Source organism: Serratia silvae, assembly GCF_023282985.1.
Taxonomy (GTDB): Bacteria; Pseudomonadota; Gammaproteobacteria; order Enterobacterales; family Enterobacteriaceae; genus Chania; species Chania silvae.
The window spans coordinates 411227-429843 of record NZ_JAGQDC010000002.1 but is presented as its reverse complement, the minus strand read 5'-3'; the positions used below and the strand labels follow the sequence as shown (position 1 = coordinate 429843).

Annotated in this window: 22 protein-coding genes and 1 pseudogene; 13 read left to right on the top strand and 10 right to left on the bottom strand. The window is 55.7% G+C overall.

Annotated elements, in window-relative coordinates:
* Positions 1-211: 211 nt before the first annotated feature.
* The 8 genes from fliL (at position 212) to sra (ending at position 4795) form a co-directional block, all read left to right on the top strand.
* On the top strand, positions 212-703 hold the full coding sequence (gene fliL, locus KAJ71_RS04125; RefSeq protein ID WP_248944502.1) for a flagellar basal body-associated protein FliL: 492 nt from the start codon (positions 212-214) through the stop codon (positions 701-703).
* A 6-nt stretch (positions 704-709) separates the two neighbouring features.
* Positions 710-1714: a flagellar motor switch protein FliM gene (fliM, locus tag KAJ71_RS04120; RefSeq protein WP_248944501.1), complete on the top strand. Its 1005-nt coding sequence runs from the start codon at positions 710-712 to the stop codon at positions 1712-1714.
* The gene (gene fliN, locus KAJ71_RS04115; RefSeq protein WP_021180953.1) at positions 1707-2120 is read left to right on the top strand and encodes a flagellar motor switch protein FliN; all 414 of its coding nucleotides are present in this window, start codon (positions 1707-1709) and stop codon (positions 2118-2120) included. The genes fliM and fliN overlap by 8 nt, the downstream gene beginning before the upstream one ends.
* Positions 2120-2524, top strand: coding sequence for a flagellar biosynthetic protein FliO (gene fliO, locus KAJ71_RS04110; RefSeq protein WP_248944500.1), 405 nt, complete (start codon positions 2120-2122; stop codon positions 2522-2524). Before fliN ends, fliO begins: the two co-directional genes overlap by 1 nt.
* Positions 2521-3276, top strand: a complete 756-nt coding sequence (gene fliP / locus KAJ71_RS04105) for a flagellar type III secretion system pore protein FliP (RefSeq protein WP_248944499.1) — start codon at positions 2521-2523, stop codon at positions 3274-3276. Before fliO ends, fliP begins: the two co-directional genes overlap by 4 nt.
* Positions 3277-3312: 36 nt before the next feature.
* The gene (gene fliQ, locus KAJ71_RS04100; RefSeq protein WP_021180950.1) at positions 3313-3582 is read left to right on the top strand and encodes a flagellar biosynthesis protein FliQ; all 270 of its coding nucleotides are present in this window, start codon (positions 3313-3315) and stop codon (positions 3580-3582) included.
* A gap of 2 nt (positions 3583-3584) precedes the next feature.
* Entirely contained in the window at positions 3585-4367 is a 783-nt protein-coding gene (fliR, locus tag KAJ71_RS04095; RefSeq protein ID WP_248944498.1) for a flagellar biosynthetic protein FliR, read from the top strand.
* Positions 4368-4669: 302 nt separating this feature from the next.
* A complete protein-coding gene (gene sra, locus KAJ71_RS04090) occupies positions 4670-4795 on the top strand; it encodes a stationary-phase-induced ribosome-associated protein (RefSeq protein ID WP_248944497.1) in 126 nt (41 codons plus the stop codon).
* Between the two features lie 243 nt (positions 4796-5038).
* Here the strand turns inward: sra and KAJ71_RS23500 are convergent, their stop codons facing one another.
* Positions 5039-5410: a 4'-phosphopantetheinyl transferase family protein gene (locus tag KAJ71_RS23500; protein WP_248944496.1), complete on the bottom strand. Its 372-nt coding sequence runs from the start codon at positions 5408-5410 to the stop codon at positions 5039-5041.
* A gap of 3 nt (positions 5411-5413) precedes the next feature.
* Positions 5414-5755, bottom strand: a pseudogene (locus tag KAJ71_RS23590) (4'-phosphopantetheinyl transferase family protein); the annotation flags it as partial.
* 179 nt (positions 5756-5934) lie between these two features.
* On the opposite strand from KAJ71_RS23590, the gene KAJ71_RS04080 reads away from it, so the two are divergent.
* The 5 genes from KAJ71_RS04080 to KAJ71_RS04060 all read left to right on the top strand — a co-directional run bounded on the left by KAJ71_RS04080 (position 5935) and on the right by KAJ71_RS04060 (position 9656).
* Positions 5935-7329, top strand: a complete 1395-nt coding sequence (locus KAJ71_RS04080; protein ID WP_248944495.1) for a hydroxymethylglutaryl-CoA lyase-like TIM-barrel protein — start codon at positions 5935-5937, stop codon at positions 7327-7329.
* Positions 7326-8072, top strand: coding sequence for a class I SAM-dependent methyltransferase (locus KAJ71_RS04075; protein WP_248944494.1), 747 nt, complete (start codon positions 7326-7328; stop codon positions 8070-8072). Before KAJ71_RS04080 ends, KAJ71_RS04075 begins: the two co-directional genes overlap by 4 nt.
* Positions 8073-8160: 88 nt before the next feature.
* Positions 8161-8961, top strand: coding sequence for an AMP-binding protein (locus KAJ71_RS04070; protein ID WP_248944493.1), 801 nt, complete (start codon positions 8161-8163; stop codon positions 8959-8961).
* Complete coding sequence (locus KAJ71_RS04065) at positions 8874-9464, top strand: ANL family adenylate-forming protein (protein ID WP_248944492.1); 591 nt, start codon at positions 8874-8876, stop codon at positions 9462-9464. Before KAJ71_RS04070 ends, KAJ71_RS04065 begins: the two co-directional genes overlap by 88 nt.
* 45 nt (positions 9465-9509) lie before the next feature.
* Positions 9510-9656 carry a hypothetical protein gene (locus KAJ71_RS04060; protein ID WP_248944491.1) on the top strand — a complete coding sequence of 49 codons (147 nt, stop codon included), beginning with the start codon at positions 9510-9512 and terminating at the stop codon, positions 9654-9656.
* A gap of 460 nt (positions 9657-10116) precedes the next feature.
* On the opposite strand, the gene flgL is transcribed toward KAJ71_RS04060, so the two are convergent.
* The 8 genes from flgL to flgE form a co-directional block, all read right to left on the bottom strand.
* Positions 10117-11079 carry a flagellar hook-associated protein FlgL gene (flgL, locus tag KAJ71_RS04055; protein WP_248944490.1) on the bottom strand — a complete coding sequence of 321 codons (963 nt, stop codon included), beginning with the start codon at positions 11077-11079 and terminating at the stop codon, positions 10117-10119.
* Positions 11080-11139: 60 nt separating this feature from the next.
* Entirely contained in the window at positions 11140-12789 is a 1650-nt protein-coding gene (flgK, locus tag KAJ71_RS04050; RefSeq protein WP_248944489.1) for a flagellar hook-associated protein FlgK, read from the bottom strand.
* Between the two features lie 142 nt (positions 12790-12931).
* Positions 12932-13873: a flagellar assembly peptidoglycan hydrolase FlgJ gene (gene flgJ / locus KAJ71_RS04045; RefSeq protein ID WP_248944488.1), complete on the bottom strand. Its 942-nt coding sequence runs from the start codon at positions 13871-13873 to the stop codon at positions 12932-12934.
* Positions 13873-14973, bottom strand: coding sequence for a flagellar basal body P-ring protein FlgI (locus tag KAJ71_RS04040; RefSeq protein WP_248944487.1), 1101 nt, complete (start codon positions 14971-14973; stop codon positions 13873-13875). Before KAJ71_RS04040 ends, flgJ begins: the two co-directional genes overlap by 1 nt.
* A 10-nt stretch (positions 14974-14983) precedes the next feature.
* On the bottom strand, positions 14984-15637 hold the full coding sequence (locus tag KAJ71_RS04035; protein ID WP_248944543.1) for a flagellar basal body L-ring protein FlgH: 654 nt from the start codon (positions 15635-15637) through the stop codon (positions 14984-14986).
* A gap of 125 nt (positions 15638-15762) precedes the next feature.
* Complete coding sequence (flgG, locus tag KAJ71_RS04030) at positions 15763-16545, bottom strand: flagellar basal-body rod protein FlgG (RefSeq protein ID WP_021180943.1); 783 nt, start codon at positions 16543-16545, stop codon at positions 15763-15765.
* A 17-nt stretch (positions 16546-16562) separates the two neighbouring features.
* On the bottom strand, positions 16563-17318 hold the full coding sequence (flgF, locus tag KAJ71_RS04025; protein WP_248944486.1) for a flagellar basal-body rod protein FlgF: 756 nt from the start codon (positions 17316-17318) through the stop codon (positions 16563-16565).
* A 12-nt stretch (positions 17319-17330) separates the two neighbouring features.
* Positions 17331-18569: a flagellar hook protein FlgE gene (gene flgE / locus KAJ71_RS04020; protein WP_248944485.1), complete on the bottom strand. Its 1239-nt coding sequence runs from the start codon at positions 18567-18569 to the stop codon at positions 17331-17333.
* Positions 18570-18617 lie beyond the last annotated feature (48 nt).

Below are 18617 nucleotides of genomic sequence, written 5' to 3'. Positions count from 1 at the left end.
TGCAGCCCGGAATAAGCGGGATAATAGCTTTACATGTATTGCGTGCGGCTTGATACCCGTCGCCTTTCAAGCTGCAGCGTTGTTACCTGCACTCACTCACCCCAGTCACTTACTTAAACGTAAGCGCCTGGGGATGAGTGAGCTTGTCGCCTAGCTGCAGCTTGAAATTCATAGGGTATAGCATTAGCACAAAACAGGATTTGGCTTAGTAATGTCTCAGAACCCCCTTCCAACAGCAGCAACAAAGAAACGTCCAATACTGGTGATCCTGCTGGTACTGATCGCCTTGGGCGCATGTGGTGCCGCAGGCTATAGCTGGTGGTTGATGCAGCAGCATAAGAACGGTCAACCCGCCGCCGAGGAAAAGAAACAGCCGCCTCCGGCGCCGGTGTTTATGCCGCTGGATACCTTTACCGTCAATCTGGTGACGCCAGATAACAATACCGATCGCGTGCTGTATATCGGCCTGACGCTGCGCCTGCCTGATGAAGAAACGCGCCGCCGGCTGAACGATTTTCTGCCGGAAGTGCGTAGCCGTCTGCTCATGCTGCTTTCACGACAGGAAGCAAACCAACTGGCCAACGAGCAAGGGAAACAGCAACTGGTGGCACAGATTAAAGACGTGCTCAGCCCACCGCTGGTTACGGGACAACCGAAGCAAGTGGTCAGCGATGTGCTGTTCACCGCCTTCATACTGCGGTAATTAACCATGGGCGACAATATTCTTTCACAGGCCGAGATCGACGCACTGCTCAATGGCGACAGCGCGGGGGATGAACCCGCCGCCGTCATCGGTCAAGAAAGCGAGGTCAAACCTTACGATCCCACCACCCAACGCCGTGTGGTGCGTGAGCGTCTGCAAGCGCTGGAGATCATTAACGAACGTTTTGCCCGCCAGTTCCGCATGGGGCTGTTTAACCTGTTGCGCCGCAGCCCGGATATCACCGTCGGGGCGATCAAGATCCAACCATACCATGAGTTTGCCCGTAACCTGCCGGTGCCGACCAACCTGAACCTGGTACACCTGAATCCACTACGCGGCACGGCGCTGTTTGTGTTTGCTCCCAGTCTGGTGTTTATCGCCGTGGATAACCTGTTCGGCGGCGATGGCCGTTTCCCTACCAAGGTCGAAGGCCGGGAGTTTACGCCGACCGAGCAGCGAGTGATCAAACGTATGCTGCGGTTGGCGCTGGACGCCTACGGCGATGCCTGGAGCGCTATCTACAAGATCGATGTGGAATACGTGCGCGCCGAAATGCAGGTCAAGTTCACCAATATCACCACCTCTCCCAACGATATCGTGGTGACCACACCGTTCCAGGTGGAGATCGGGGCGCTGAGCGGTGAGTTCAATATCTGTATTCCGTTCGCCATGATCGAGCCACTACGCGAGCTGCTGACTAATCCACCGCTGGAGAATTCACGCCAGGAAGACAGCCACTGGCGGGAAACGCTGGTGAAACAGGTTCAGCACTCCGAACTGGAACTGATCGCCAACTTTGTCGATATCCCGATGCGCCTGTCGAAAGTGTTGAAACTCCAGCCGGGCGACGTTTTACCGATCGATAAACCGGAACGCCTGATCGCCCATGTTGACGGCGTCCCGGTCTTGACCAGCCAATACGGCACGTTGAACGGGCAATACGCCCTGCGTGTTGAACATTTGATTAACCCTATTTTGAATGCCCTGAGTGAGGAACGGCCCAATGAGTGATCCTAAACAACCGTCTGGCGAAGAGAAGGACTCCGTAGACGATCTGTGGGCTGATGCGTTTAACGAGCAACAGGCGACCGAGAAATCCGCCTCTACCGAGGGCGTATTCAAGTCGCTGGAAGCTCAGGATGCGTTGGGTAGCCTGCAAGATATCGATCTGATCCTGGATATCCCGGTCAAGCTGACCGTGGAATTGGGCCGCACCAAGATGACCATCAAAGAGTTACTGCGCCTGTCGCAAGGTTCGGTGGTGGCATTGGATGGTCTGGCCGGTGAGCCATTGGATATCCTGATCAACGGCTATCTGATTGCCCAGGGCGAAGTGGTGGTGGTCGGCGACAAGTTTGGCGTACGCATCACCGATATTATCACGCCTTCAGAGCGCATGCGCCGCCTGAGCCGCTGATGAATCCCAACGCCAGCGTGCAGACGCAAAGCACTCAACAGCCTAGCAACACGGCGCTACCCACCGGCTCGGTATTGATGCAGGTCAGCAGCGCGCTCGGCGCTATTTTACTCCTGATCCTGCTCGCTGGCTGGCTGTTTCGTCGGCTGGGGTTTGCCCCGCAGGCCCGTGGCAATCAAAAATTGCTCAACCTGCGTGCCAGCTGTCAGGTTGGCCAACGTGAACGCGTGGTGGTGGTTGAAGTAGATAACACCTGGCTGGTGCTGGGCGTTACGGCTCAGCAGATCACCCCGTTGCACACCCTGCCCGTACCACCGGCGCAGGAGGCAACCGACCCTAAATCATCGGCAGATTTCCGCCAGCTGATGCAAAACGTATTAAAACGCCCGGATAAATCGGCATGAATCCATTCTCCCACCGCCGGGTTTTTGGCCCGCTGCTGGCCGCTGGCCTGCTACTGCTCAGCCCTGCCGCTTTGGCACAGTTGCCGGGGCTGATTAGCCAACCTACGGCCAACGGCGGCCAAAGCTGGACGCTGCCAGTGCAGACGCTGGTGCTGCTCACCTCACTCAGCTTCCTGCCCGCGATGCTGCTGATGATGACCAGCTTCACTCGTATCATCATCGTGCTGGGGCTACTGCGTAACGCCCTCGGCACCCCGTCAGCTCCGCCCAATCAGGTGATGCTGGGTCTGGCGCTGTTTTTGACCTTTTTCATCATGTCACCCGTGTTCGACAAGGTGTATCAGGATGCTTACCTGCCGTTCAGCCAGGATAAAATCAGCATGGAGGTGGCGATCGATAAAGGTTCGCAACCGCTGCGCGAATTTATGCTGCGCCAGACGCGGGAAAGCGATCTTGCCCTGTACGCCAGGCTGGCTAACCTGCCCGCGTTGGAAGGCCCGGAAGCCGTTCCGATGCGTATTCTGTTGCCCGCCTATGTGACCAGTGAGCTGAAAACCGCCTTCCAGATTGGTTTTACCGTATTTATTCCGTTCCTGATCATCGACCTGGTGGTGGCCAGCGTGCTGATGGCGCTGGGGATGATGATGGTACCGCCCGCAACCATCTCACTGCCGTTCAAGCTGATGTTGTTTGTGCTGGTAGACGGTTGGCAGTTGCTGTTGGGATCGTTGGCGCAGAGCTTTTATAGCTAGATCGGTGTAGCCCATCACCCATATTGGAGAAAAGAGATGACACCTGAATCGGTAATGGCGCTGGGTACGGAAGCGATGAAAGTGGCGCTGGCGCTGGCCGCCCCGCTGCTGCTGGCCGCACTGTTCAGCGGGCTGATCGTCAGCCTGTTACAGGCCGCCACGCAGATTAACGAAATGACGCTGTCATTCATTCCCAAAATTCTCTCCGTGGTCGCCACCCTGATCGTTGCCGGGCCGTGGATGCTCAACCTGCTGCTGGACTATATGCGCATGCTGTTCAGCAACCTGCCGAACCTGATCGGCTAACCATGCTGACCTTTGACAGCGCCCAGCTCACCGTCTGGCTCAGCCAGTTCTTCTGGCCGCTGCTGCGCGTCCTGGCGCTGATTAGCACTGCCCCGCTGTTCAGCGAAAAACAGATCTCCAAGCGGGTGAAAATTGGTCTGGGAGGTCTGATCGTATTGCTGATCGCCCCCACGCTGCCCACCAGCAATATCCCGCTGTTTTCTGTCACCGGCCTGTGGCTTGCCGTGCAGCAGATCCTGATCGGCGTAGCGATCGGTTTGACCATGCAGTTTGCCTTTGCAGCAGTGCGCCTGGCGGGTGAGGTGATCGGCATGCAGATGGGGCTGTCCTTTGCCACCTTCTTCGATCCCTCCGGCGGCCCCAATACGCCGCTGTTGGCGCGCCTGCTGAACCTGCTGGCGATGCTATTGTTCCTCAGCTTTGATGGTCATCTGTGGCTGATCTCCCTGTTGGCAGACAGTTTCCACACCCTGCCGATCCAGGCACGGCCACTGAACGGCAACGGTTTCCTGGCGCTAACCCAGGCAGGAACGCTGATCTTCATTAACGGTATGATGCTGGCTCTGCCGCTGATCTGCCTGCTGCTGACGCTGAACCTGGCGCTTGGCCTGCTCAACCGCGTTACCCCACAGCTCTCGGTGTTTGTGATCGGTTTCCCGGTGACATTAACCATCGGCATGCTGACCCTTGGCATGATGATGCCGATGCTGGCCCCCTTCTGCGAGCACCTGTTCGGTGAGTTTTTCGATCGGCTGGCGGCGGTGATCGGCGGTATGTCTCCTTAACCTCGAGGTTACTCGCGAAACAAACTAGCAGGGAAAGATATTTTCCGAGATAAAAAGTTGAAAAAGCGAAATTAACCAGATTTAGCGGCGATTATCCTCCCGGACTTGAATAATAAAATACCCCCTTTAGAATAGCCTCATAAAATAAACCCCACATCGTATAAAAACACGAGCCAAAGCCATTAACCTGGTTGGTGGTTTATTAAAAAACGGATAACCAAGAAAATAAAATAACCGAGTTTTCAGGCAACGATATTTTATTTATCTCAACTTAATTACCTCAATACGGCCAGGAGCATGGAATGAAGACGAAAACCAACAGGAAAGCACGCAGAGCCTTGGGCATGGCGCATTGGGCCACCAACCGCATTCAGATTACACCGTCCGCCTGCGGTAAAATCTGGACCGTATCAAAAAAGAAAAAATAACCTGTTTTTAATGCATAGCGTTAAAAATAGTAAGATCACTTATCCAGCCTGAATATCTTGGCGTTTCCCGACGTTAAATCGAGCCGTGTAAAAACGGCACAATGCACTATATCCATGTTATAGTGCATCGTGCCCTACCCTGCAAATATCCGCCCCAGAAAAAACGTTATAGGAGTGCTGTATGTTTCGCCCGCGCCCATCGTGACGAATATATCCCCTGTTAAGGATTGGGTTTAACGGACATTACAGTATCAGCGTCGTAATATACCCATCAACAAATACAAACCGACCATTGATCACTGAACCAGATGGCCAGGATGCAGATAAATCCTCCGTCAACCGTAACGCAAAGCCACCTTCTTTACTGTCAAGAGCACAAACTTCGGCAGCGGAAAAATCAAAAAACCGGCGTACTATCGGCCACAGAGCTTTGTACAAACTCTCTTTAGCACTGAACACGATCATCACTGCCAAGGATAAAGGGACATCCGACAATGCCAGGAAGCGCTGCTCTTTATCCGAAAGTATACTACCGGCGATTTCTTCACCAATGCCGGGAACATAATGCTCGCAGTCAACCCCCACCAAACGAGTATGTGCTTCGCGCGCCGTCACGGCAATTGCCCGCTCCCCCGTATGCGTGATTGAGCCTCGCCATCCATCAGGCCACAGCGGAACCCCCTCTTCCGTTGCCCCAACAGCCAAGCCCCCAGCCCCCGCAACGCATAACGCCTGTCTAGCGGCCAAACGCCCGGCCTGAAAATCCGCTTTCCGCCCGCTAACCGCTCCCCGCAATCTTGCCGGTAGTGGCGTCAGACTTATGCCAGGTGGAAACTGCGGGAGACGTGCAGCTAAATACGTCACTCGGCACCAAGTAACCCCCACAGTCCCCTGTACTCTTCCACTCACACATGCCGTGATAAATCCTCCCACGGATGCCACCCGCTCGGTAGTAAACATTTCTTTCTCCGGTTCACTTTTCCCGTTACTGCCTGCACGGCATTCAATGACAGCCAAACGCCAAAAAAGCACACAAAAATTAACAAAGAAAACCATTTTTAGTAAAAATTTTTACAATTTAGAAATGGCGTAAAACATCATTATTTCTTAACATCAAGAACTAGACAAAAGTATAGGTTTTGTATTGGCGTTTGTATAACCACTTGGTAAATCAAATTAAATCAATAAATTATAACCCATTAAAGCTACTGGAAACGTTAGCTGACAATCAGGCTGCAATTAACAGTACAGAATATGTAAACTATGGGCAGCTTTATGCCGCAGCGCAGAATCTTGCCCAGCAGTTTCCTGTAGCGCCATCAGAGCAAAGCATATGCATTGGCGTTACCGGGCAACTTGGTATAGCGACCATTGTGGCGCTTGTCGCCATTGTCCTATCAGGCAATCACTATGTTTATGTCGATGCGAAACAACCCGTAAGCTGGCTCGAACAACAACTTAAGCGTCTAGATTGTCGCCTGATCCTGAGTGGCTCAGACATTCTGCCGGGCAATATTCCGAAAGATATTCCTCTGCTGCATTTCAACGTCGACACTCGCCCCACTTCGTTGTGCTTTGCAGATACCCCCGCCAGTCATGCCGCTTATGTCAATTTTTCATCGGGCAGCACTGGGGAACCCAAAGCCATCGTCGGCATACTGCTGCCGAACGAAACTTTTGACGTGCTATCGCTATTACGCCACGAGTTTCCTGACGTAGAGTTTGAGTATCACGTACACAATGACCGCGGCCTGGCCCTGGCCAACACGCTGAACGTCATTCAAGCCGGGGTGAACTGGCATTCCACCAGTTGTAACGGTATCGGTGAGCGTGCCGGCATCACGGACACCTTCCAGCTCATCACGCTCCTCGCGACACGCTTTGAGCAGAGCCGCTTCAACATTACCAATATTCTGGCCGTCTCCGAGCTGACGGAGGCCTACAGCCGGATCCCGGTCTCGCCTATGCAACCCGTGGTCGGTAAAAACGCCTTTGTGCATGTCGCCCGCTTGCACCAGCTGGCAATGCAGCAGGATTCCGCGGCCTACAGCATTTTCGATCCAGAGCGCATTAATAACCGGGTCTCCCTGGAGCGCTTTACCCCCCTGCAACAACAGGAACTCTTCCTGACGCCGTTTGAAAAATCCGCTACCGAGCTAAAATACCACCGCCACGGCCCCGGCAAACGCTTCGTTATGCTGGATAAACGCTTGGTGGATGGATCGCTGTACTACTTTATCGCTCGGCAATTTTCCATGGCCGGGGCAGATGATTCGGCCGAAACCGGTCACGTGGATAGCCACATCCATAACTGCGATTCCGTATTTCTGTTTCTCGGCGACGGTCAGGATTACGCCGGGCTGGAGGTCGAAGTCGATCTCGGCGGCGAAATCCGACGATTGCACAGCCCCTCAAGTGTCTTTATTCCCGCGGGCGTCGCTCACTCTTACCGCTTTATCCGCGGATGCGGCACCTACATCAATTTCGTTCACAAAGGTGATTACCACGATAGCCTGCTGGAGATAACGCAATGAAACAATTTAATAAAAATGCCCAGGCTTATGATGTCGTCAGGGGGAAAATCTCTTATCCGGACACACTGTACACGTCGCTTGCCGACCGTGCGCCCGCGACGCAAGCCGCCTTGGATATCGGCTGTGGCAATGGCGTATCAACCATCCGTCTGCGGGGGCGGTTCGATCATGTGGAAGGCTGCGACATCGGCGATGCCCTGATCGACAAAGCGCGCCACAACTATCCCGATATCACATTCAGCGTGTCACCTGCAGAAGCGTTCTCACCGTCGCGTCCTTTCGATCTGATTACCAGCGCAACCTCATTTTACTGGATGGATCGCCGGGCAATCCTGATGAAGATGCAACACTGGCTTAAACCCGGTGGCCTGTTCTGCGCCTACAAATACGATTTTCCCATTACCTACGGCCCGTTACGTGACTATATCGAGCAGGAACTGGTCACCCGCTGGTCACGCTACCGCGATCCCCGGTTGACCCAATATGACGACACGCTTGAGCTGATGCGTGATTGCCCACACCTGCGGGACGCCCGCCGGGAAGTGTTTGCCAACATCATCTTCCTGACGCCGGAAGAAGTGGCGCTGTTCTTTTTATCCACCAGCTATGTAACCCGCTATATCGAGCAGGAAGGGGGAGAAGCTTACGCCCGTCAGTTTATGTCCGCCGTTATGGATATCGACCAAGCGCCTGCAGTCGCTGTCAACTTCGATATTCATGCGTTTACCGCAGTCAACCGTTAGGAGAGGTGGATGGAATACTTACCGACCACGCTGGACAGTACCCTGCGCCGGCTCGCACAGACATTCGCGCAGCGTACCTTGCTGACCGATGCGCGACCCACTATCTACGACGGATTACACCTGGGGAGAGACTAACGCCAGGGTTGATGCGTTGGCCTGGCAATTCGCCGCGTTGCCAGGGAGCGGCATCGGCGTTCTGCTGGACAACAGCTACACCTGCTTATGTCTGATTTACGGCGTGATACGTGCCAGGAAAGCACTGATCCTGATCGATCCCGAATGGGGCATTGCGGCCAGGCGCGCCATCATTAAGGAAATGGCGTTACAGGTGTTGGTCAGCGCCAATTCGATTGATGATGAATTCGCCCCATTGCAGTTCGTGCCTGATTTATCGGCCCGCAGCGATGTTGCCTTTGACGACCAGGCCGCCAGCGCCAGCAAGATGATCATTTTCACTTCCGGGACAACCGGCAAACCCAAAGGCATCGTCCTAAGCCAACAGGCAATGATCAACGCATACAGTATTGGTCAGCGCTGCCTAGGTACCGGAGAACACACCCGTGCTGGCTGTTTTTACCGCGTCAGTGGGCTGGGTATTTTGGGGATAAATTTCCTTTTCCCTCTACTTTACGGTGGCAGCGTGGTCTTACTGCCCCTGCATTGCTGGGCGGACAGTACATACTTTTGGCATCTCGTTAATGAGTTATCCATCACTTTTCTGTATATGGTTCCACCTATCGTCAATTTTATGGTGAAAGAAGGGCTTCCTCCGTCAGAACGCCTGCCGCTTTCCCGCCTGTTGTGCGTGGCTGGTTCTGCCCGGCTAGATGCCGGTTTGCAAGACGCGTTTCAGCACCATTTCGCGCCGCTGGCCTGTCGCTACGCCTGACCGATGAGCAAGGGCAGGAAATTCACACGCCGGGCGAACGTGGCCGGCTATGGGTACGGACTCCGAGCCTGTTTTCCGGCTACGTCAACCAACCAACGCTGACCGCACAAGTGATGCAGGATGGCTGGTTGGATACGCAAGACATCGCCTTTTTCGATGAACGGGGCGGTTTCCATGTATTAGGCCGGGCAGACAATACCATCAATAAAGGCGGTAACCTGTTTCATCTCAACGAATGCGAACAACTGCTCAACACCCGTGATGATGTGGTTGATGCCTGCTGCCTGAAGGTAGCCTGCGAACTTTACGGTGAAGACTATATCGCCGTCATTCAGGGAGAAGCATTACAGGAAGCGACATTGATGCGGTGGTTGAGCCAGCACCTGGGAACGCTTCGGGCGCCACGCTCGGTGGTCTGCCTGCAACAAAAACTCCCCCTAAACGGCGCGGGCAAACACGACCGCGGGGCGCTCACGGCGCTGCTCGCCGGGAGGAGCGCATAACGCATAATGTGTGGCATCTTAGGCGACATCGGGCCCGGATTCGATATGACGCGCTTTCGCCGGGCATTGGAACAATTACACCACCGTGGCCCCTACGGCGAAGGGCTGATGACTCTGCCCGGTGGTGCTCTCGGTATGACTCGGTTGCCAATGTCATCAGCAGCGCCGGTTACTCGACATCTGCCGCCTTGATATGGGCTGCGGTAAGATCCGCCTGGAAAACCCCCTGCAGTTCATCCGTTCTCTGGGCCAGTCTGCCCCGCTGGCGCAATCTGAACCGGTGCAACTCCTGCTCGACACTCCGCCTGCGGGAATCACACGATTGCGCTGCCCGGTCAGTTACGTTATCACCCTGCGTGATGGCTTAACGTCGCCAGATTTGCAGTTGCACTTCGCCCGAAACTTGGCTGTCAGGGTCGTCACATATGACGGCGGGCATCTGTCACCGTTGCAGGATCCACAGTGGATAAACCGGCAACTGCAATGTGAAAGGTTCACAGAACCTTGGGCATGAAACATGGGAAAAAAACCGATTTAAAGTACGCTGTACCCAGCAATCGCCTCTGCTTCAGAAAATCGGTGAGCAGTGTTGCCACTCCTCACCTTTCCTCGACACGCTGAAAACCATTCTGCCGAAGAGACGGCAGATCTCCTATCGGTTCATCTGGAATAGCGACATGCCCTGCATATCACTGAAGGTCTTGTAAGAGGCCTGCAAGGCCGCCTGCTGCATGTAGTAAGACGAGATCGCCTCTACCATATCCGCATCAACCAGCGCAGACAGCTGATTTTGGTTTGCCGTATTGTTTTCAATGCCGATGCTGTCCAGCACGTCCAACTCTTGCAGTTGAGTTCCCAGCACCGCACTGGTGCTCAGCACGTTGTTATAGCTGTTATCCAGGCCACGGGTTGCCTTATCAAGTGCCGCCGTCACCTGCGCACGGGTAGCCTCATCGGCCCCTTGCAGCGGGGTTTTCAACGCATTCAGCGCCGTGTCGATACTCTCGAACACGTTAGCTTCGGAAGGGCTACCGTCCGGTTCCGGTTTGATATTGCTGGTTAACGACATAAATACCGAGCTGCCGGTGTGACCCACGGTCATGGTGCGGTTGGCATCCACTTTCTGCTCAATGGCCGAGTTGCTGCCCTGATAAACCACCTTGCCACCCTGCTCAACAAACGGTGCTTTGTCATTGGCAAAGCCAGCGAAAATAAAACGGCCGTTACCGTCGGTGCTGTTGGCCTGGCTGAGTAGCTGATCTCTCAGCCCCTGCAACTGGGTGGCCAAAGAGTCGCGGTCATTGTCGCTGAGCGTGCCGTCACCAGCGTTGACGATCAGCGCTTTCATATCCTTGATACCGTCGGCGGCGCTACGCAGCACGGTTTCTTCCATCGAGATGTTCTGACGGGCAAAAGTCCGCGCCAACGCGTACTGACTGTTTTCTGACATCGACTGCGAGATCATCACCGCCTGTGACGCCGCTAACGGATCGTCCGAAGGGTAAAGCACGCGCTTGCCGCTGGAAAGCTGCTGCCCGGACTGCATCCACAGAGACTGATTATTGGTGACCCCCGACAGGTTCTGTTGGTAGATCATGCTGGTGCTCATGCGCATGGTTGAGTTCCTCAATAAGGGCATCCACAGCCGGCATACCGGCTGTGGTTAACGGTAAAATCAACGAATATTCAGTATGGCGTCAAACAACGAGCTGGCAGTCTGGATCACCTGCGCATTGGCCATGTAATACTGTTGGAAACGCAGCAGTTCGCCATACTCTTCATCCAGGTTGACCCCGGAGATGGACTGCTGTTGGGTTTGCAATTGGGTCACAATATTAGTCTGTGCGGTGCTGTTGGCCTTGGCGGTAGCCGTCTGGTTACCTACGCTGCTCACCAATCCCGCATAGGCACCGCTCAAGGTTGCTTTGCCGTCCACCACTTTGGCGGTTTGCAGATCGAGCAGTTTCTTGACGTTGTCATTATCGCCCTTACCACCATCCTCTGCCCCTGCGGCAGCAAACTTGGCCGAGTCGCTGATGGCGACCTTCAAGGTACCGGCCACATCGCTAACCGGTTTCACGGTGAAGCTGTCATTCTTTTTCGCGTTGCCCGTCACGCCGACCTGCAGGCCATCAAAGCTCAGCGTCGGTTTGCCATCCGCATCGGTGCCTGCGGTGGCAGGTACTTTGACGTTGTCGGACAGGCGCGTAACCTGCCAGTTGGTACCATCAAACTCCATGCGATAGTCACTGGCCTTGACCTTGCTGGTGTCGGTAAAGGAGACCGAAAGCGAAGCATTGCCGGTGTTATTGGTATTGTTGACCGTTCGCCCACCAGAGAAGCTGAAGAAATCCTCCCCCGGTTCGCCGTTGATATCAAAACCTTCACGATGCTGCTGGTTAAAGCTATCGGCCAGCGCCAGGGCCAGTTGCCCCAACTGATTACGCGCGCCGTCCAACGATTCGCTGCGGAATTTCAACACGCCGCTGACGCTGCCGCTGCCAATCTGGCTTTCCGGTATTTCGTTAGTGCCATTGCCGCGATCGTAGCCGAGCGTCAGGCGGGACGGATCTTTGCTGGAAGGCACAGCAGCCACCTGATAGGAGGTGTTGCCTTGCACCAGCGTCAAGCCGTTGGCGAAGGTCACGGTATAGGCGTCACCGTCCTGCTGGGTGACCTGAACCCCGACGACCTTGTTAAGTTCCGTCACCAGTTGATCGCGCTGATCCAGCAGAGCATTCGGCTCGCTGCCGCCGCTGCTGGCACGCATCTGGGTGATTTCATTATTCAAGCGGGCGATTTGCTCGCTATAGGTATTGATCTGCGTGGCGCTGTCACTCAGTTGCTGGTTGACGCCCGCATCCATATCACGCAGATACTTATCCGCATTGTTGAACTGATTCACCAGGCCGTTAGCCTTGCCTAACACGGTCTGACGAGCGGCATCATCCCCAGCATTGCTGACTACGTTTTGCAGGTTTTTGAAGAAATCTTCCATCCCCGACGCCAAGGTGTTGCTCTTGGACGCCAGCAGGTTATCGATCTGGGAGACTTTCTCAAAGTAGCTGCCCTGGGCTGAAGCATCGCTTTGCGCCCCGCGCAGCTGGTTCATGATGAACTGGTTATACTCGCGATTAACCGTAGTCACGGTGGCACCGTTGCCGATAAACCCGTTCATGGTACCCAGGCCGCCGTTTTGCGCCAGGATCGCGGTTTGGCGGTTATAGCCCGCCACGTTGTAGTTGGAAATATTATTACTGACGGTGCTAAGTGCAACCTGCGCCGCATTCAGGCCACTCATCGCGGTATTTATCAAGCTGTTCATAGAGGTTCCTTATGCTGCGGTGCCAGCGGCCCACAGAGGTCAAATAGTGTGCCGGGTGTTACCATCCAGCCTGTTTTGGGTATCGGCCATCTGACGGAAAACTTGAGGTAAAAAAATGGGCGCAGTATGCAGCGCCCGATGGTTAAAACAGATCCTGCAAATCGTGGGTATAGGCTTTGGTTACCTGCTCCCCGACATTTTTCATCTGCTGGATCATGCTGACCAGCTTTTTGGCATACAGAGGATCGGTCGCATAACCGGCCTTTTGCAGCGCATATGCCGCCTGCTCGGGGCTGCTGGCAGTGGCAACGTTGGCGTAGCGCGGGTTGTTGGTCAACAGTTTGACGTAATCACCGATCGCTTCCATATAAGAGCCATACACGCGGAAGCGGGCCTTGATCTTCTTCGCCATTCCTTCCTCAAACTCGGTGGTGGTGATCTCCGTCACCGGGCCGTCCCAACTGCTGCCGGCCTTGATGCCGAACAAGTTGTAACTGCGTGACCCATCCGCCGCCGGGATCTCACGCTGTCCCCAGCCAGACTCCAGCGCAGCCTGCGCCATGATCAGCTGGTGCGGAATACCGCTTTGCTGGCTGGCAACCCGTGCCGGAATAGACAGCTGCGCCACAAAGTTGCCGTTGCTCAACGGCAAGGGAGGCGCCGAAGGTATTTTTGGCACTGCCCGGCGCACCATCTGCTCCAATGCCTGACGCGGTAAGGTCTGCAACACCTCATTGTCCAGCGCCATGGGTACCGTCCCTGCGGTTTCGCTTGGACGAGTGTTCCCGGCGGAGAGCTGTTTGACCATCATGTCCGCCAGCCCCAGACCTTTCTGTGACATCTGTTGGGCGATCTGCTGATCGTACATCGAGGTATACAGCCGCGTCTGATCGCTGCTCAAGACGCCGTCCTGCGGCAACGCTGCTCGCATACTTTTCAGCATCATCTGCACGAACATTCCTTCCACCTGCTGGGCCACCTGTTTGATGTTACCCTGCGGATCGGCGGCAACATCGCGCTTCAAGCCGTTCAGCGACTGGGTGTCATAGGCAGCACCCGACATAGCCATCAGATCGCTGCTCATCAGATAATTTCCAATTTGGCACGCAGACAACCGGCGCTCTGCATTGCCTGCAAGATAGACATCAGGTCAATTGGCGTCGCCCCCAGCGCATTCAATGCGCGTACTACGTTATTGAGGTTGGCGCTGGCGTTCACTTTTTGCAATGAACCACCCTGCTGCTGCACGGAAATCTGGGTATTCGGCGTCACCACGGTCTGGCCACCGCCGAATGGCGTATCCGGCTGGCTGACGGTGTTTTGCCGATCAACCACCACCGACAGGTTCCCTTGTGCCACCGCACAGGAATCCAGTACCACATCGCGGTTCATTACCACCGAGCCGGTACGAGAGTTGATGATCACCTTGGCATCCATCGCCCCAACGTTAATGCTGATATTCTGAATATCCGCCAGGAAACGCACCTGCGAACTATTGCCGCGTGGCACCAGCACCTGCACGGTACGGGAATCGAGCGGTGAGGCAGTGCCGCCGCCGCGCTGGCGGTTGATGGCGTCGCTGATCTGTTGCGCCAGGGTGAAATCATCGTCGTTCAGTTGCAGGTTGATTACGCCATCCTGGCCGAAGGTGGTGGGCAATTCGCGCTCAATGGAGGCACCGTTGCTGATACGGCCACCGGCCAACTGATTGACCTGCACGCTGCTGCCCCCGGAGGACGCACCAGCCCCGCCGACCAGCACGTTACCCTGTGCCAACGCATAGACCTGATTATCGACGCCTTTAAGCGGCGTCATCAGCAGTGTCCCGCCGCGCAGGCTCTTGGCGTTCCCCATTGAGGACACCACCACGTCGATGCTCTGCCCCGCACGGGAGAACGGCGGCAGCTTGGCGGTTACCATCACCGCCGCCACGTTTTTCAACTGCATGTTGGTGCCTGGCGGTACGGTGATCCCCAGTTGCGACAGCATGTTGCTCAGGCTCTGGGTAGTAAACGGGGTTTGCATGGTCTGATCGCCAGAGCCATCCAACCCCACGACCAGGCCGTAGCCAATCAACGCGTTGTCACGTACGCCCTGTACCGTGACCAGATCGCGGATGCGCTCCGCCGTCGCCGGCAGGCAAACCAGCATCATAGACAGTGTGAGAAGTAACTTTTTCAGCATCGGTCAATCCTTAGAACGGTGAAACATTTAAGAAGAAGCGCTGTAACCACCCCATGGTCTGAGCTTCATTGATATAGCCGTTGCCGACGTATTCAATGCGCGCATCCGCCACCTGGGTGGACGTGACCGAGTTATTGCCACTAATGGTGCGGGGGTTAACCACACCGGAGAAACGGATGAATTCGGTGCCCTGATTGATGGCAATTTGCTTTTCACCCACCACGTGCAGGTTGCCGTTGGCCAATACCTGATTGACCGTGACGGTAATGGTGCCGTTAAAGGTGTTGTTGGCGTTGGCTCCGCCTTTACCGCCGAAGGTACTGTCACCGGAGATATCCATGTCGGCGCGCGCATTACCGAGCAGCCCGTCGAGGTATCGCGGTGAGGTGGCCACGCCGAATTTGCTGGCCCCGTTGCGGCTGGCGTTAGCGGATGAGCTCTTGCTGGCGCTGACGTTTTCTTGCAGTACGATGGTCAGGGTGTCGCCGATATTACGCGGGCGACGATCCTCAAACAGTGGCTGATAGCCGTAGTTCATCGGCTGCGCCGCCTGGAAAATGGAGCCGTTCGGCACCGGAGCGCCTGCCGGAGCGGGCTGAGCCGTGGTAGCCCCGTCAACCAGAGGGGTATGCGGAATATAGGCACAGCCGCCGACTGTCAGCATCAGCAGCCCGGCCAGGACGCGTTTGCCTTGCTGCGGCACGCTGGCCGCTAAAAAGGTGGTTACCACGGGTATCGCCTTTGTTGCTCTGGATAAGGATTACGGGCGCAGCAAGCTGCGCCCGTCGATTACAGTTGCGTCAGCTTTTGCAGCATCTGGTCGGACGTTGATACCGCTTTGCTGTTGATCTCATAGGCGCGCTGGGTCTGGATCATGTTGACCAGCTCTTCCGCCACGTTGACGTTAGAGGTTTCAACATAGCCCTGATACAACAGGCCTGCCCCGTTGAGACCAGGGGTACTTTCGTTAGGCGCACCGGAGCTTTCGGTTTCCTGATACAGGTTTTCACCCATGCTTTCCAGGCCGCTATCGTTGATAAAGGTGGTCAACGTCAATTGCCCTACCTGCTGCGCCGCCGTCTGGCCCTGCTGGGTCACGCTGACGATACCATCACGGCCCACGGTAATGCTCAGGGCGTTGGCCGGAATGGTGATCGCCGGTTGCACCTGAAAACCACTGGCGGTCACCAACTGGCCATTCTGGTCGATCTGGAATGAACCATCGCGGGTATAAGCTTGGGTGCCATCCGGCAACACCACCTGGAAGAAACCCTGCCCCTTAATCGCCACGTCTTTGCTGTTGTTGGTCTGCGACAGGTTACCTTGGCTGTGGATACGCTCGGTCGCCACCGGACGTACGCCAGTACCAATCTGCAAACCGGAAGGCAGCGTGGTCTGCTCGGAAGACTGCGCACCGGGCTGGCGCATGGTCTGGTACAGCAGATCTTCAAACACCGCACGCTGGCGTTTAAACCCGTTGGTACTGACGTTCGCCAGGTTGTTGGCGATCACGTCCATATTGGTCTGCTGCGCATCCAGACCGGTTTTGGCAATCCATAAGGATGGGATCATGATTTATTCCTCTGCACTCAGCTCATTGACAGCAATGAGTTGGCGCGCTGTGCGTTTTCATCCACGCTGTGGATAACCTTCATTTGCATTTCGAACCGGCGGGCGTTGGCGATCATATCCACCATCGTCTCCAGCGGTTTGACGTTGCTGCCCTCCAACACGCCCGGCATGATCCGCACCTCGGGATCGTTCGGTAGTTGGTTGCCACGCTGCTGCTGAGCCTCCGCAGTCAGATGGAAAAGACCATCGTCCCCACGTACCACCTCCCGCGCATCGGCCTTCACCAGCTTCAGACGGCCAATCTGGGAAATGGTATTGGGTGGATCGCCCGGATTCAGCGCCGAGATGGTGCCATCCGCCGCTAACGTCAGTTCCGCCTGCGGCGGAGCCTCGATCGGCCCGCCATCGCCCATCAGCGGCACGCCCTGCACCATCAACTGTCCGGTAGAGGAAATCTGGATACTGCCGTTACGGCTGTAGGCTTCGGTGCCGTCCGGCAGCCGCACCGCCAGAAACCCGTCCTGCTGCAATGCCACATCCAGTGGCCGCCCGGTGTAGTTCAGCGGCCCCTGGCTCATGTCTGCCCCCGGCGTCGACGCTACCACCAGCGTACGTGTCTGCATGCTTGGCCCATCAACCGGCACCGCACGCAGCGCCGAAAGCTGTGCGCGGAACCCCGGCGTGGAGGCGTTGGCCAGGTTGTTGGCCGTGACCGACTGCTGCTCCAGCGTCTGCCTGGCCCCCCCCATCGCGGTATAAATCGCGTGATCCATAAATCAATCCTATTAGCGCAGGCTGACCAGCGTTTGCAGGATTGAATCCTGGGTTTTGATGGTTTGCGCGTTTGACTGGTAGTTACGCTGCGCAACGATCATGTTCACCAGTTCCTGACTCAGATCGACGTTGGAAGACTCCAGTGCTCCGCTGGTCAGCGAACCGAAACCACCGCTGCCCGCCAGGCCCACACGTGGCTGACCTGAAGCACCGGTTTCCTTCCAGACGTTGTCACCCTGCGCTGCCAGCCCTTCCGGGTTTGAGAAGTTGGTCAACACGATCTGCCCCAGCAATTGGGTCTGCTGGTTGTTGTATACCCCAACCACGGTGCCGTCTTTGTTGATCTGGAAACCTTGGTATTCCCCGGTGGCATAGCCATCCTGGGAGATCTTGCTGACAGAGTCGCTAGCAACGTTCTGTTGCAGGCTACCGGCAAAGCTCAGGTTAAAGCTTTGCGCCAGCGCGCCGTCTTTCGCCGACATCGGCACGACCAGGTTGAATGGCGTGGCGCTTGGCTGGCCCTGCGCATTCAGCGTGCCGGTCAACGTACCGCTGTTGTCAAAGTTCAGACTGCCCGCTTTGGCAGATGGAGCCCCGGCCACGCTACCGTCCTGGGTGTAAACGTCCCACTTGTTATCAGCCGTTTTAACAAAGTAGGCGTTGATGTTGTGAGCATTGCCCAGGGTATCGTAGGTGGTAATGGTATTGACGTAGTTAAACGAGTCGGTCTTGTTGGGATCGAACGGCGTTACCTTTGGCGGCTGATGGGTCGATTTCAGGTTGGCCACCATATTGCCGTTGGTGCTGGCTTTGGCGTTCATCATGCCTTCAGGGATGCTCAGCGGTACCGGATCAGCCCCTTGCTGGATGGTTGGCGGCGAGCCAGCCGCCGGATAGCCGGTCAGGCTCAGCCCCTGCATGTTGGTGATGTTGCGATTAGCATCCATGATGAACTGGCCATTACGCGTATAGAAGATGCCGCCATCGGCGTCTTGCATACGGAAGAAACCGTTCTGGCTGATGGCGATATCCATTGCCCGGTTGGTGTTGGTGGTCGTACCACCATTGAAGTTTTGGGTGATCCCCGCCACTTTCACCCCCAACCCAACCTGCGAGCCAGCAAACATATCGGCAAAGGATACGCTGCCGGATTTAAAGCCGTAGGTGGCGGAGTTGGCGATATTGTTACCGATCACATCCAGGTTGGTTGCAGCCGCGTTTAAACCGCTGACCGCTTGAGAAAATGCCATGTCGCTCTCCGAAATAGGTCATTTAAAAAAGTGTCTTCAGGATCGGTG